This is a genomic window from Streptomyces chartreusis (assembly GCF_008704715.1).
Classification (GTDB): Bacteria; Actinomycetota; Actinomycetes; order Streptomycetales; family Streptomycetaceae; genus Streptomyces; species Streptomyces chartreusis.
In genome coordinates this window covers 4,571,000-4,585,771 of the sequence record NZ_CP023689.1, presented here as the reverse complement: position 1 = coordinate 4,585,771, position 14,772 = coordinate 4,571,000, and the positions used below count along the sequence as shown (strand labels likewise).

Below are 14,772 nucleotides of genomic sequence, written 5' to 3'. Positions count from 1 at the left end.
ACCTCTTCGATCACACGCCGGACGGGCTGGAGACGCGTTCCTCGTCCGGCGTCAGCCCGAGCTCCGCGTCCCGTACGGACTCCACCTCGCGGCGCAGCAGCCGGAACCACATGAAGACCACGAAGCCGGCGAAGACGAACCACTCGCCGGTGTAGCCGAGGTTCTGGAACGCCTTCAGGTCCAGGCCCGTGTCGGCGGTGGCGGCAGCCGGGACCGCCTTCATGCCCGCATCGGCCTTGGCGAGGGTGATCCAGGCGTCGTAGACGTCGTACGACACCAGGTTCACCAGCGACGCCGCGCTGATCGCGCCGGCCTGGCCGGACGGCAGGCCGCCCTGCGCGGGCACGCCGTTCTCCCCGGGCTGCTCGGAGGCCTGGAGCGCGCCGGTGACCTCGACCTCGCCCTTGGGCGCGGCGGGGGCGTCGGCGCGGTCGGGGTCGCCCGGCAGCCAGCCCCGCACGACCGGCAGGGCCTTGCCGGTGTCGGTGCGCAGCAGCGTCAGGACGTAGTAGCCGCGCTTGCCGTCCAGCTCGCGGCCCGGCACGAGCAGCTGCTCGGCGTACCGGCCCTCGGCGGTGGCCTGCCGGCCCGCCGTCGCCTTGTCCACCGGGAGCAGGTCGGCGAGCGGCCGGGCGGCCTCCCGCTTGTTCTCCGCGGCCTGCTCACCGGCGTTGCGGTGGTCGTCGACGCGTGCCTCGAACCGGCTCAGCTGCCACGACCCCATGAACACGCAGAAGGGGATGGCGAGCAGCACGAAGACGTTGATCCCCCACCAACGGGGCGTCAGCAGAAACCGGTACACGCGATTAAAGGTACGGGGCTGCCCGGAAGGTCCCGCTCGCGGGGTCAGGACCGCTCGGCGCCGGCCCCGGCGACGTGTTCGTGCCCGTGGGGGCGGTGGGGTGCGAGGGCGGGAAGTTATCCACAGGCTGGGGACCTCGCCAGCGGATTGTCCGCCGGGCCAGGCACTATGGGGCCATGACTGAGAGCCACGGGTCGGATTCGCCCGATCACCAGATGCAGGACACGGACATGCCGGACTGGGAGAAGCGCTTCCGGGCGCCTCGGGTGTCGCTGCCCGACTGGGCGGAGGACGCACCGGACCGCTCCTTGTTCGTGTCGAACGCCACGGGGACGTACGAGCTGTACGCCTGGGACCGGGCGACGGGCGAGCAGCGCCAGGTCACCGACCGGCCGAACGGCACGACGGACGGCGTGCTCTGCCCGGACGGCACCTGGATCTGGTGGTTCGACGACAAGGACGGCGACGAGTTCGGCGTCTGGCGCCGGCAGCGTTTCGACGGCGGTGAGGACGAACTCGCGGCGCCAGGCCTGGACCCGTCGTACCCGGCGGGCCTCGCCCTCGGCCGGGACGGGCGGACGGCGATCGTGGGCCGCTCCACCGACGAGGACGGCACCACGATCCATCTGGCCCGCGCCGGGGAGTCCCCGGTGGAGATCTACCGCCACCGCGAGTCCGCGGGCGTCGGCGACCTCTCGCACGACGGCACGCTGATCGCCGTCGAGCACACCGAGCACGGCGACGCGATGCACTCGGCCCTGCGCGTCCTGCGCCCCGACGGCACGGCGGTCGCCGAGCTCGACGACACCAAGGGCGGCACCGAGGAGCTCGGTCTGGAGGTCCTCGGCTTCGCCCCGGTGGACGGCGACACGCGGCTGCTCATCGGGCATCAGCGGCGGGGCCGCTGGGAGCCGCTGGTGTGGGACGTGGCGACGAGGGAGGAGACCGACCTCGCGCTCGACCTGCCGGGCGACGTGAGCGCCGAGTGGTATCCCGACGGCACCGGTCTGCTGATCGTGCACAGCTTCGAGGCGCGCAGCGAGCTGTTCCGGTACGACCTGGCCCGCCGCGCGGCGGAGCGGATCCTGACCCCGGCGGGCTCGGTGTCCGGTGCGACGGCCCGGCCGGACGGCAGCGTGGAGTACCTGTGGTCGTCGGCTGCGGAGCCCTCGGCGGTGCGCTCGACGACGGGGCGGGTCGTGCTGGACCCGCCCGGCATGAAGTCCCCCGGCTCGGTCCCGGTCGAGGACGTGTGGGTGGAGGGCCCGGGCGGCCGTATCCACGCCCTCGTCCAGCGCCCGGCGGGCGTCGAGGGCCCGCTGCCCACCGTGTTCGACATCCACGGCGGCCCGACCTGGCACGACAGCGACGCGTTCGCGGCGGGCCCGGCGGCCTGGGTGGACCACGGCTACGCGGTGGTCCGCGTGAACTACCGCGGCTCGACGGGCTACGGCCGCGCCTGGACCGACGCGCTCAAGCACCGGGTCGGCCTGATCGAGCTGGAGGACATCGCGGCGGTCCGTGAATGGGCGGTCACCTCCGGCCTGGCCGACCCCTCCCGCCTGATCCTGACCGGCGGCTCCTGGGGCGGCTATCTCACCCTCCTCGGCCTCGGCACCCAGCCGGACGCGTGGACGGTGGGCATCGCGGCGGTCCCGGTCGCCGACTACGTCACCGCGTACCACGACGAGATGGAGGCCCTGAAGGCGATGGACCGCACCCTCCTGGGCGGCACCCCGGAGGAGGTTCCCGAGCGCTACGACGCGTCGTCCCCGCTCACCTACGTCGACGACGTCACGGCCCCGGTCTACATCTCGGCCGGTGTGAACGACCCGCGCTGCCCGATCCGCCAGATCGACAACTACGTCAAGCGCCTGGAGGCCCGCGGCGCGACGCACGAGGTGTACCGCTACGACGCGGGCCACGGCTCACTCGTCGTGGACGAACGGATCAAGCAGGTCGGCCTGGAACTGGACTTCGCGGAGCGCCACTTGAAGGGGACACAGCGCCCCTGACGCCCACCGGCCGGACGGGACGGGGCGGCGGGGGCGAGACGACCCCCGCCTAAGCCCCCGCCCGTTCCCGGGACCGTCTGCCCAGCAGGTCCGCGAGTCCCTGCCGGGTGGCGGCCAGTACGACGCGGTCCTCCTTCTGGAGGACGTAGTTGTCGGGCAGGTCCCACACCCAGCCCGTCGGGCCGCCCGCCCGGGAGTCGTCGTAGGCCTCCTCCGTCGCGGGCTCCTCGCGTGCCGCGCCGTCCCGGCGTTCCTCGGCGGGGGTGCGGTCCAGCGCCAGTACGCGCCAGGCGCCGGGGCGGAAGGCCTGTCCGACGGTGCGGTCCTCCAGCTGGGGATGCCCGCCCACGTCCACCGCGGCGAACAGCAGCACCCGCCGCTCGACGGGGATGGCGCCCAGGATCTGCCGCCCCATCATCGCCCCGGCGAACGCGGGCGCGGCGAGATGGGTCACGCTGCGGCTGCGGGTGGAGGCGTAGGGGTGGGCGGCACGCAGGGTGCGGTAGACGGCGGTGGCGAAGTCGTCGTCGTAGAGGCGCAGCACCACGCGCAGGTCGGGGCGCACGGAGCGGGCGTACAGCGCGGCTTCCAGGTTCGTGGTGTCCGCGCTGGTCACCGCGAGGAGGGCGTGCGAGCGGTGGATCTTCGCGGCCTCCAGGACGCCTTCCTGGGTGACGTCCCCGAGCACCACCGGCACCCGCAGCCGGCGCGCCGTGGCGAGGCCGCGCGCGTCGGGGTCGGCCTCGACGCACACCACGGGGATGTTCAGTTCGCGCAGCCGGGTCAGCACCCGGGTGCCGATCTTGCCGAGGCCGAGAAGGACGACATGTCCGCCCAGCCCGCGGGGCGGCTTGCGCAGGCCGGAGGCGGAGCGGAAGGTGCCGAGTGCCTCCAGCACCGCCGCCAGCAGCACGGGGAGCAGCAGCAGGCCCATCAGCCCCGTCATCAGCTGGAGGATCTGGCGGGCCAGGGGCTGGTGAAGGGCGGGTTCGTTGATGGCGAAGAGGTCGAGGAGGGTCATGTACGTGGCGTACAGAGGGTGTTCGCCGGTCACCACCGTCAGTGCCACGGCCAGCGCCGCCACACAGCCCACCACACCGGCCAGCGACCACCGCAGCCGCCGCGAGAACAGCGAGCCGAACGCCGGCAGGATGCCTCGCCCGCCACGGTTCGCCGGCATCGACGTACCCGCGTACGACACCTGCTCCAGGACGACCCTGCCCCGGTTCCCGGCGTCCCGCACGGTCGTGTCGTCCGGCAGCAGCAGCGGTGCCTGCTCGGCGTTCTCCGAACCGTCGCCCGCGCCCGGTTCATGGCCGTTCACGGACAGCAGGGCCAGCGTGACCAGCCCGGACGGGAGTGTCTGCCCCGCGCGCAGGGGCGGGCGCTCGACCGCGCGCAGCAGCAGGCCATCGGTCTGTACGACCTTGGTGGTGCCGGCGACCGCGGCGGCGGCCAGCGCGGGGGCGGCGGTGTCGGCGTCGGACAGGACGGTGGTGGAGGCGTCGAGACCGGCGTCGTCCGCGCCCGTCGCCAACGTGGCCGCCTGATCGAGGAGTTCCTCGATGTGCTGGCCCAGCCGGCGGTTGTACAGCCGCAGGACGAGCCGGAGCCGGGGGTTGAGGCGTCTGGCGGTGAGGGCGGCACGGATGTTGGTCTCGTCGTCGTCATAGACGAGGGCGAGTGCGCCGGCCCGTTCCACGCCCGCGTCGGCGAGCGCGGCCTCCGTCGCCTCGGCGGTCTCCACCACCCGTACGCTGCCCGCCGGTTCGGTGGCGCCGGCCGCGCCGCCCGCACGGCCCACGGCCGCGTTCACCACCCGGTCCAGCAGCGCCGCCGACGCCGCTCGGGCCCGGCCGACGACCGGTGGCCGTACCGTGCGTTCGGAGGGTGGCACGACGAGCGTGACCTGCTCGCCGTACACCCCGCGCAACTCGGCGGCCAGCCGGTGCGCGAGCCCGTCGTCGCCGCACACGACCATGTGCGCGACCGTGTCACTCCCTAAGCCCTGATTCGGAACGCTCCCCACAAGGGAAAAGAGTGCCTCATGGTGACGGGTGGTTCCAGAAGCGGCCCCGCCGATGTTGAACGCCCGTGCCCCCGAGACCGTATGGGAGGGGAGGGAGACCGACGCCTGGACCGGCGCCGTTCCGCACCACCGGAGGTACCTCGCCCGTGGCGATCACCAAGCCCGCCCCAGAGCGGACCGACGACGACGGGCGACCGAGGAAGCCGGGCGCACCGCTGGAGCCGCGGGAAGAGGGCCGGCATCTCAACTCGCCGCTCCTGCTGACCATCCTCATGCTCGTCCTCGTCCTGTTCCAGGGCCCGATCCGCGGTGCTCTCGCCGCGCCGGTCATGCAGAGCTGGACCACGGTGTTCGTCGCGGTGATGGTGCAGGCGCTGCCCTTCCTGGTGCTCGGCGTGCTGCTGTCGGCGGCCATCGCGGTGTTCGTGCCGCCGTCCTTCTTCGCCCGCGCCCTGCCCTCCCGCCCCGCCCTCGCCGTCCCGGTCGCAGGAGCGGCGGGCGCGGTGCTGCCGGGCTGCGAGTGCGCGTCGGTGCCGGTGGCCGGGGCGCTGGTCCGGCGCGGTGTCACCCCGGCGGCGGCGCTGACGTTCCTGCTGTCCGCCCCGGCGATCAACCCGATCGTGCTGACGGCGACGGCCGTGGCCTTCCCCGGCAACCCGGAGATGGTCCTCGCCCGCCTGGTCGCGAGCCTGCTGGTGGCCTGCGCGATGGGCTGGCTGTGGCTGCGTCTGGGCCGCACCGACTGGCTGAAGCCGCCCTCGCGCCCGTCCCACGACGGTCAGAGCAGGGGCGAGGCGTTCTGGGGCTCGGTCCGGCACGACGTGATGCACGCGGGCGGGTTCCTGGTGGTCGGCGCGATGGCGGCGGCGACCCTCAAGGCGGTGGTCCCGGAGGCGTGGCTGAGCACGGCGGCCGACAACCCGGTGCTGTCGGTCCTGGCCCTCGCGGTCCTCGCGGTGGTGCTGTCGATCTGCTCGGAGGCGGACGCGTTCGTGGCGGCGTCGCTGTCGCAGTTCTCGCTCACGGCCCGCCTCGCCTTCCTCGTGGTGGGCCCGATGATCGACCTCAAGCTCTTCGCGATGCAGGCGGGCACCTTCGGCCGCTCCTTCGCCCTGCGTTTCGCCCCGGCCACGTTCGCGCTGGCCGTCGTGGTGTCGGTGCTGACCGGATGGGTGATGCTGTGAACCGCCAGGCCCAGGCCGCAGTTCTGTTCCTGCTGGGCGCGTCCCTGCTGCACGCCGCCACGACCGACCTCTACCTGCGGTACGTCAAACAGGGCCTGCGCCCGCTGGTGCTGGTGTCCGGCGCGGTGCTGATCGCGGCGGCGCTGGCGACGGCCTGGTACGAGCGCAAACGGGCACGAAGCCGCAAGCAGGCCCAGACCCAGGCCCAACACCCGGACGCCGAGCACTCCCACGCCGAACACGCCCACCGCGAACCCCGTATCTCCTGGCTCCTGGTCCTCCCCCTCCTCGCCCTGATCCTGGTCGCCCCGCCCGCCCTCGGCTCCTACAGCGCGACCCGCACCGGTACGGCCCTCCAGGAACCGCTGGCCTATCCCGACCTGTCGGCGGCCGACCCCCTGCCCCTCAACGTCGTCGACTACGCGGGCCGCGCCGTCTACGACCACGGCCGCACCCTCCGGGACCGCCGGATCCAGCTCACCGGCTTCCTCGCCCTGGACCGCGACGGCACCCCCTACCTCGTCCGCATGGCCCTCAACTGCTGTGCCGCCGACGCCCAGCCGGTGAAGGTCGCCCTGACCGGCCAGGTCCCGCCGGTCCTCCAGCCGGACACCTGGCTCCGCGTCACCGGCACCTACACCCCGCGCCGCACGAAGGACCCGGTCAACGGCGGCCCGATCCCGTTCATCGAGGTCACGGAGGCAAAGCCGGTGGCAGAGCCGACGGACCCGTACGACGAGAGCTGGAACGGCTGACGAGTACCCACTCCTGACGGCTCCCGGGGGCGCTCTCTCTTGCCGCCCCCCGACCCGCCCCCTACCCTGAATCTGATGGGTCGTCAGATTCGGGAGGCATGGCGTGGCCAGTACCGAGAGCGGCACGAAGGACCTGCCCAGGGTCATCAGCGTGGACGATCATGTGATCGAGCCCGCGCATCTCTTCGAGACCTGGCTCCCGGCCAAGTACCGGGACCGGGGACCGAAGCCCCTCACCGCCGGGATCGGTGAACTCGAGTACATCGGCGGGAAGTACCGGTTCACCACGGACCCGGACGGCCAGCTCACCGACTGGTGGGAGTACGAGGGCGACCTCTTCCCGTACAAGCGCATCATCGCGGCCGTCGGCTTCTCCCGGGACGAGATGACGCTCGACGGGATCACGCGCGAGCAGATGAGGCGCGGCTGCTGGGACCCGAAGGCCCGGCTCGCGGACATGGACATCAACCATGTCGAGGCCTCGCTCTGCTTCCCGACCTTCCCGCGCTTCTGCGGCCAGACCTTCGCCGAGGCCAAGGACAAGGAGGTCGGCCTCGCCTGCGTGCGCGCCTACAACGACTGGATGGTCGAGGAGTGGTGCGGCGACAGCGGCGGCCGGCTGATCCCGCTGTGCCTGATCCCGCTGTGGGACATCGACCTCGCGGTCGCGGAGATCCACCGCAACGCGGCGCGCGGGGTGCGCGCGGTGACGTTCAGCGAGATCCCCACCTATCTCGGGCTGCCGTCCATCCACTCCGGCTACTGGGACCCGTTCTTCGCGGCCTGCGAGGAGACCGGCACGGTCGTCAACATGCACATCGGGTCCTCCTCGCAGATGCCGGCCGCGTCCCCCGACGCCCCGCCCGCCGTGCAGGCCTCGCTGAGCTTCAACAACGCGATGGCGTCGATGATGGACTTCCTCTTCTCCGGGGTCCTGGTGAAGTACCCCCGGCTGAAACTGGCGTACAGCGAGGGCCAGATGGGCTGGATCCCGTACGCCCTGGAGCGCGCGGACGACGTCTGGGAGGAGCACCGGGCGTGGGGCGGCGTGAAGGACCTGATCCCCGAGCCGCCGTCGACGTACTACTACCGCCAGATCTTCTGCTGCTTCTTCCGGGACAGGCACGGCATCGAGGCGATCGAGACCGTCGGCGTCGACAACGCGACCTTCGAGACCGACTACCCGCACGTCGACTCGACCTGGCCGGAGACGAAGCGGGTGGCCCAGGAACACGTCGGCGGGCTCTCCGACGAGGTCGCCTACAAGCTGCTGCGCGGCAACGCGATCCGGATGCTCGAACTCCCCTTTGATCAGCAGAAGTAGGAGGGGTGAGGGGGTTGGGGCGGCCCGCCCGCCGGGCAGTGCAGTGGTGAATGCCCCAGGGCGCGGTGCGTACGACGGGAGCGCGGATGAAGGTCTCCATCGACCCGAACCTCTGTTACGGCTCTGCCGAGTGCGTGCACAGGGCGCCGGCGGTCTTCGACTTCGTGGACGACTACGGCGTCGTGCGACCGGGACGGGAGGGCAGCGGCGACGACCCGCGGGTGCGGGAGGCCGCCGAGCACTGCCCGTCCCAGGCCATCTCCGTCACCGGCTAGCGGGCGGGTGCCGCCAGCCGAACGAGACCAGCGCGCGTGCCCTGGCGGCCACCACCGCCATCCGCGCGGCCCGTTCGGCGGGGTCGACGTGCGCGGCTTGCCCCGTGACCTGGCCGTCCCACTTGCGGTAGAGCAGGCCCGTGCGCGCCGAGAACCAGCCCCGGCTCACGGAGTTCAGCGCCAGCAGCAGGCCGGTGTCCTCCGATGCGGGCAGGGCCATCCAGCCGCCGAGCGCGAGCAGCAGGTCCCGGCGCACGCACAGGGTCGCCGGATGCACCTGGGCGCGGAAGTCGTTGGCCTGCCAGAAGTCGACCACCGCGCCCGGCTCGATCGGCCCGTCGTCGGGGTCGCCGGGGAAACCGGCGGTGCTGCCGTCGGGCAGGAGGTCCAGGGCCCGGGAGGTCGTCCAGCCGACGGTGCGGTCGGCCTCCAGCACGGCGAGGTCCCGGGCCAGCGTCCCCGGGGTGAGCCGGTCGTCGGCGTCGAGGATCTTCACGTACTCGCCCTCGGTGTGCGCCAGCGCGAGGGTGCGGGCCACCCCCGGGCCGCCGGGGCGTCCCTGACGGAAGGTCACCCGGGGATCGTCGGGGACGTGGGGTCGGACCTCGTCCGTGCGGCCGTCCTCCTGTATCACCCAGTGCCACTCCCAGCCGGGCGGCAACTCCTGCGCGCACAGCGACTCGTGCGCCTCGGGCAGAAACCTCGCCGAAGGGGCGTGGACAGCGGTGACGACGATGACGCGCCGGGACACGGCGGCGTTCACCACCCTTCCCTCGTGAACTCATCACGTCTGACGGCAGCGGACATGAGAAGACCCGATCGCTGGCGACGGGGGATGCACCAGCGATCGGGCTGGGCCAACAGTAACAAGGCTGCCTGCCTCACGGGAGCCGCCTCATCGGCTGTGAGGAGGCGTTGTGATCGGGATCACGGAAACCGCTGTCCGCAGAGGCCGTTCCGCATCACTTGCGTCGCAGCCCGGTCACGCAGCGCTCCGGACTACCGTGAACAGGGCGGTTCGTACGACAGCCGGGGCAGGTACTCGTGCCATCTGTCCCGGGTCAGCACGCCCTGGGTCGTCGAGCAGACGCGGCTGATCGCCTGGTCCACGTCGAGGTTCCACAGCCGGACGGTGTCGGTGCCGCTGGAGACGCCGAGCATGTGGCTGGTGGGGCTGAAGGAGAGGAAGTTGCCCGTCTTGGCGTTGGGGCTCATCGCCTGACCGATCGCGGAGGCGTCGGACGGGGCGGAGACGTTCCACAGCCGGACCGTGTTGTCGTTGCCACCGCTGGCGAGATAGCGCCCGCCCTTGCTGAACGTCAGCGACACGACCGCCTCGGTGTGCCCGGTGAGCGGGGAGCCCAGCAGGCTCGCCGCGCGCCGGTCCGTGATGTCCCACAGCCGTACGGTGTCGTCGTCGCTGCCGCTGGCGAGCGTGTGGCCGTCCGGGGTGAAGTCGAGCGCGTTGACCGGCCCGGTGTGCCCGGTGAGCCGGGCCAGCGCCTTCGGATGGTCGGGCGCGGCCACGTCCCACAGCCGGACCGTGGAGTCCGCGCTGCCGCTGGCGAGCGTGCGGCCGTCCGGGCTGAAGTCCAGGGAGTTGATGTAGCCGGTGTGGCCGGTGACCGGTTCCCCGAGCGGGACGACCCGGGAGGGGTCGGCGACGTTCCACAGCCGGATCGTGCGGTCGTCGTAGGCGGTGGCCAGGGTGCGGCCGTCCGGGCTGAACGCCAGCGCGTCGGGGCCCATGAACCGGGTGCGCAGGGTGAGCGGCGGGCCGAGCGGGAGCGGCCGGGCCGGGTCGGCGATGTTCCACAGATGGACCTCGCGGCTGCCGGTCAGCACCGCGAGGGTGCGGCCGTCGGGGGAGAACACCAGGGAGCGCTGGCCGCCGTCGCCGGGCATGAAGGGCCTGTTCAGCAGGACGGGCCGGGCGGGCTTCGCCACGTTCCACAGCCGGACGCTGCCGTCGCGGGCCGCGGTGGCGAGCACCTTGCCGTCCGGCCGGAACGCCCCGCCCCGGCCGATCATGTCCGACGTCGGGATCGACCACAGCCGCACCTTGCTGTCGCCGCTGCCGGTGGCCAGGGTGCGGCCGTCGGGGCTGAAGCCCAGCGCGTACATCTCGCCGCTGGCGCCCGCGAGGGGCTCGCCGACCTGTGAGGGATACGCCGGGTCGCTGACGTTCCACAGGCTCGCGGTGCTGTCCGCGCTGGCGGCGGCGAGCGTGTTGCCGTCGGGGTCGAAGGCCACCGACCAGATCGGGCCGGTGTGGCCGGTCAGCGGAGCGCCGAGCTGCCGGCCGCGGCGCGGGTCGGCGACGTCCCACAGCCGGATCGTGTCGTCCGCGCTGCCGCTGGCGAGCGTGCGGCCGTCCGGGCTGAAGGCGACCGAGTGCACCAGGTCGGTGTGGCCGGTGAGCGTGGAGAGCCGCTTCGGGCGGCCCGGCGCGGCCACGTCCCACAGCCGGATGGTGTCGTCGTCGCCCCCGGCCGCGAGGGTGTCGCCGTCCGGGCTGAACGCCACGGACCGTACGGCGGCGTCGGCCCCGGAGAGCGTGGCGAGCGCTTTCGGCCGCTTCGGGTCGGCGACGTTCCACAGGCGTACGGTGCGGTCCTCGCTGACGGAGGCGAGGGTGCGGCCGTCCGGGCTGAAGGCGACCAGGTAGATCGTGCCCTCGTGCCCGGTCAGCGGTGCGCCGATCGGCCGCGGCCGGCTCGGCCGGGTGACGTCCCACAGCCGGACCGTGCCGTCGTCGGAGGCGCTGACGAGGGTGCGGCCGTCGGGGCTGAAGACCGCGCTGCTCACCCAGCTCCGGTGCCCGGTCAGCGGTTTGCCGAGGGGCCTGGGCCGGTCCCGGTCGCTGACGTCCCACAGCCGTACGGTCCGGTCGTAGCTGGCGGTCGCAAGGAGCCGTCCGTCAGGGCTGAAGGAGGTGAGATAGACGGCGCCGGTGTGGCCGCGCAGGGGCGTGGCCAGCGGGGCGTTCACGATGGAGATCAGCCGGCTGGTCGTGTCCTCGTCGTCCGGGCGCAGCCGGTGCGCCACCAGGTCGAGCTGGGCGGACAACGAGGGGTCGGTGTACTGGAAGCGGTCCGCCTCGGCGAGGACCTGCGCGAACATCGCGTCGTTGCGCTGGTCCCAGGCGACCACCGCCGCGCCGACGGCCAGCATCGCCAGCGCGACCAGCGCCGCGACCGCGCCGCGCAGTATCCACACGGTGCGCCGGCGCAGCCGGACCGAGGCGGCGAGGAACTCCACCGCTCCCCGGGTGAGGAAGGTGTCCCCGGCCGACCGGGCCCAGCCGCGCGCCTGCTCCAGCCGGCTGCCCCGGTACAGCAGCGAAGAGTCGCGGTTCGAGGCCTCCCAGGCCTGGCCGTCCTCCTCCAGGCGCTGGCGCAGCAGGTTGCCCTGCCGGTCCTCGTCGATCCAGTCCCGCAGCCGGGGCCAGGCGTGCAGCAGCGCCTCGTGGGTGATCTCCACGGTCTCCGCGTCCAGCGTGACCAGCCGGGCGCGCACCAACGCTTCGAGGGACTCCTCGGTCTTGCCCGGGTTCGTGGACTCGGCCGCGAGCTGGCGTCGGGTCCCGCGGCGCCGGGTCGTCTGGGTGTCCTCGCCGAGCCGGACCAGCCGGAGCAGCAGCAGCCGGGCGGCGGTGCGGGCCGCCGGGTCGAGGCCGGACCAGGCGCGTTCCGCGGTGGCGGCGACCGCGCCCTGGATGCCGCCGGCGGCACGGTATCCGGCCACCGTCAGCCGGCCGCCCCTGCGCCGCTGCCAGGTGGCGAGCAGCGCGTGCGACAGCAGGGGCAGGGCGCCCGCGTCGTGCTCCCCCACAGCCCGAAAGGCGTGGGAGGTACCCCCACCGCGCGGCCCGTCGGCGCTGACCTCCCGCACGATCAGCTCGGCCAGGCCCGGCTCCAGCTCCAGCCCGACCGCCTTGGCCGGTCCGGTGACCGCCTCCCGAAGCTCCATGGTGGTCAGCGGCCCCAGCACCATGTGCCGGTGCTGAAGGGCGTCGGCCAGCTCGGGGTGGGCGAGGCACTGCTCGTAGAAGTCGGCGCGGATGCCGAGGACGACCAGGACGGGCGGTGGGTCGCCGGGGCCGGCCGGGGTGCAGGCGGCCTGGAGGAGCTGGACGAAGGTGCGGCGGTCGGACTCGTCCGGGCAGAGGGTGAAGATCTCCTCGAACTGGTCGACGATCAGGACTGCGGGGGCGGTGTCCGGGGCCTCGCGGCGGGCCCATGCGGTGACGGCCTCGCGGGCCGCGTGCACGAAGCCGGCGCAGGGCTCCCGGGTGTCGGCGTCGGCGGGCTCCTGCGCGGTGCCGTCCCGCTCGTCCGCGTCCTCGGGCCGGTCGGGGCCCGCCGAGGCGACGACGTCGGAGAGTTCCGGTATCCGCCGGACCAGCTCGGCCAGCGGATCCCCGCCCGGCACCAGCTGCACGACCGAGCCGGACCCGGCGCTCTCACCGCCCAGCGCGCCGTCCCGCAGCGCGGGCACCAGACCGGCGTTCAGCAGGGAGGACTTCCCGGCGCCCGAGGCGCCCACCAGCATGACCAGGCCGCCGCTCCTGCCCACCGCGCGCAGCTGGGCGACCAGGGACCCGGTGCTGCGCTCCCGGCCGAAGAACCACCGGGCGTGCTCCTGCCGGTAGGAGGCGAGTCCCCGGTACGGGCACACACCGCCGGACAGCGCGGTGTCCTCGACCGGAGTCTGCTCCTCCTCTTCCCCGGCCGTCGCCCGCTCCCACAGCCGCTGCCACTGCCCGAGGTCGTAGAGCCCGGCGGACACGGGGGTGGGCCGCTCGCGCCGGGCCTGGGGGATCAGTACGTGCAGTACGGCCGACAGGGCGGCGAACTGGGCGGGTACGTTCCGGGCCCGGCGCCAGTCGCTGATGCGCTGTGCGGAGACCCGTACGGGCCGTCCCCGTTCGTCGACCCGCTGGAGCCGGACGACCGCCTCGGCCACGCTCTTCAGGGGCGGATTCCCGGCCTCCTTGTAGAGCAGCGCGAGCCGTTCAGCGAAGGCTGTGCGTGCCGACGAGTCGGAACTCAAAGCCTGCACTCCTTTACTCAGCCGCACCTGGGCATCCGGACCGGAAAACTCACCTTATACGGCTGACCTGCGGTTAATGGGGTCTCCGGAGGCCGGAACCTCCTCGTCGGCACCGTCGGCTGGCAGGATCACGACGCACATGCGCAGCTCTCGCGCGTCGCTCAGGCAGGCCACCAGCCAGGAGCTCGGAGACACCAGTCATGGCGCCGAACGTTCTCGGACACCTTTCACCGGATCAACTTCCTCGAGCGCCGAAAGCGCGTCGCGCCGTCCAAGTCCTGCTCGATCCGCTCTGACCCGCCGGCCCACCCGGCCGGCGGGGTGACGGATCGACGCCGCCCCGCCGTTCGGCACCGGTCCCCACGAGGGGAGGGACCGGTGCCGGACGATGCGGTCAGGAGCCCTGCCGGGGAGCCCGCTTCAGCTCGCGGGTGATCTCCCACGCGTCGGCCACCGGACCCATGTGCGCCAGCTTGTCGGGGTTGAGCACGGTGCGGATCGTCTGGATCCGCCCGTCGAGCACATCGAGCACCAGCGTCTGGAGCACCCTGCCGTCCCGGTCGCGGTAGACGGCGCCCGGCTGGCCGTTGATCTCGTGCCGCTCGAACGACACCTCGACCCGCGCCAGCCGTGGGACGACGGAGGCCAGCAGCCGGGCCACGTTCTCCGCGCCGACGACCGCCCTGGCCAGCTGCGGGGCCTTGCCGCCGCCGTCCCCGACGAGCTGCGCGTCGGCGGCCAGCAGATTCCGCAGCGCGCCCACGTCACCGTCCTTCAGCGCCTCGAAGAAGCGGCTCGCGAGCTCCTGGCGCTCCTGCCGGTCGGCCGCGAACCGGGGCCTGCCGGCCGCCATGTGCCGCCGCGCCCGGACCACCAGCTGACGGCACGCCGCCTCCGAGCGGTCCACGGCCGCGGCGATGTCGTCGTACCCGAAGCCGAACACCTCCCGCAGCACGAACACCGCCCGCTCCAGCGGACTGAGCCGCTCCAGCAGCAGCAGCGCGGCCATCGACACCGAGTCCGCCAGCTCCACCGCCCGCGCCGGATCCTCGTACGGGTCGCTCAGCAGCGGCTCCGGGAACCACGGCCCGGTGTACTCCTCCCGCCGCACCCGCGCGGAACGCAGCACGTCGATCGAGATCCGCGTGACCGTGGCCGACAGATACGCCTTGGCCGAGGCGGGCCGGGTCGAGGAGCCGTCGTAGCGCAGCCAGGCCTCCTGCACCGCGTCCTCGGCCTCCGCCACGCTGCCCAGGATCCGGTAGGCGATCGAGAACAGCAGCGGCCGCAGCGCCTCGAACTCCTCGACCTTGCTCATGGCATCCCCCTGATG

10 protein-coding genes are annotated in these 14,772 nt (G+C 73.0%); 5 read left to right on the top strand and 5 right to left on the bottom strand.

From position 1 onward, the window contains the following. Positions 1-10 precede the first annotated feature (10 nt). Positions 11-802, bottom strand: coding sequence for an SURF1 family protein (locus CP983_RS19780; RefSeq protein WP_125527263.1), 792 nt, complete (start codon positions 800-802; stop codon positions 11-13). A 176-nt stretch (positions 803-978) separates the two neighbouring features. On the opposite strand from CP983_RS19780, the gene CP983_RS19775 reads away from it, so the two are divergent. Further along, entirely contained in the window at positions 979-2,817 is a 1,839-nt protein-coding gene (locus tag CP983_RS19775; RefSeq protein WP_150500818.1) for a S9 family peptidase, read from the top strand. A gap of 49 nt (positions 2,818-2,866) precedes the next feature. Here CP983_RS19775 and CP983_RS19770 read toward each other — a convergent pair whose 3' ends face one another. Continuing rightward, on the bottom strand, positions 2,867-4,798 hold the full coding sequence (locus CP983_RS19770; RefSeq protein WP_150500816.1) for an NAD-binding protein: 1,932 nt from the start codon (positions 4,796-4,798) through the stop codon (positions 2,867-2,869). A 194-nt stretch (positions 4,799-4,992) separates the two neighbouring features. Between CP983_RS19770 and CP983_RS19765 the strand changes: the two genes are divergently transcribed. The 4 genes from CP983_RS19765 to CP983_RS19750 all read left to right on the top strand — a co-directional run bounded on the left by CP983_RS19765 (position 4,993) and on the right by CP983_RS19750 (position 8,384). Further along, the gene (locus tag CP983_RS19765; RefSeq protein WP_189749069.1) at positions 4,993-6,030 is read left to right on the top strand and encodes a permease; all 1,038 of its coding nucleotides are present in this window, start codon (positions 4,993-4,995) and stop codon (positions 6,028-6,030) included. Further along, a complete protein-coding gene (locus CP983_RS19760; RefSeq protein ID WP_150506715.1) occupies positions 6,027-6,785 on the top strand; it encodes a TIGR03943 family putative permease subunit in 759 nt (252 codons plus the stop codon). Before CP983_RS19765 ends, CP983_RS19760 begins: the two co-directional genes overlap by 4 nt. A 103-nt stretch (positions 6,786-6,888) precedes the next feature. Further along, positions 6,889-8,109, top strand: a complete 1,221-nt coding sequence (locus CP983_RS19755) for an amidohydrolase family protein (protein WP_125526476.1) — start codon at positions 6,889-6,891, stop codon at positions 8,107-8,109. Between the two features lie 86 nt (positions 8,110-8,195). Beyond that, positions 8,196-8,384: a ferredoxin gene (locus tag CP983_RS19750; RefSeq protein WP_107904673.1), complete on the top strand. Its 189-nt coding sequence runs from the start codon at positions 8,196-8,198 to the stop codon at positions 8,382-8,384. Here the strand turns inward: CP983_RS19750 and CP983_RS19745 are convergent. From CP983_RS19745 to CP983_RS19735, 3 genes are all read right to left on the bottom strand, one after another. Next, entirely contained in the window at positions 8,374-9,147 is a 774-nt protein-coding gene (locus CP983_RS19745) for a glycosyltransferase family 2 protein (RefSeq protein WP_163016854.1), read from the bottom strand. The two genes, CP983_RS19750 and CP983_RS19745, sit on opposite strands and share 11 nt — an antisense overlap. Positions 9,148-9,383: 236 nt before the next feature. Continuing rightward, positions 9,384-13,448 (bottom strand): WD40 repeat domain-containing protein, encoded by a 4,065-nt coding sequence (locus CP983_RS19740; protein WP_150500814.1) that lies wholly within the window; start codon positions 13,446-13,448, stop codon positions 9,384-9,386. Positions 13,449-13,833: 385 nt separating this feature from the next. Then, positions 13,834-14,757: an RNA polymerase sigma-70 factor gene (locus tag CP983_RS19735; protein ID WP_150500812.1), complete on the bottom strand. Its 924-nt coding sequence runs from the start codon at positions 14,755-14,757 to the stop codon at positions 13,834-13,836. Between the last annotated feature and the right edge of the window lie 15 nt (positions 14,758-14,772).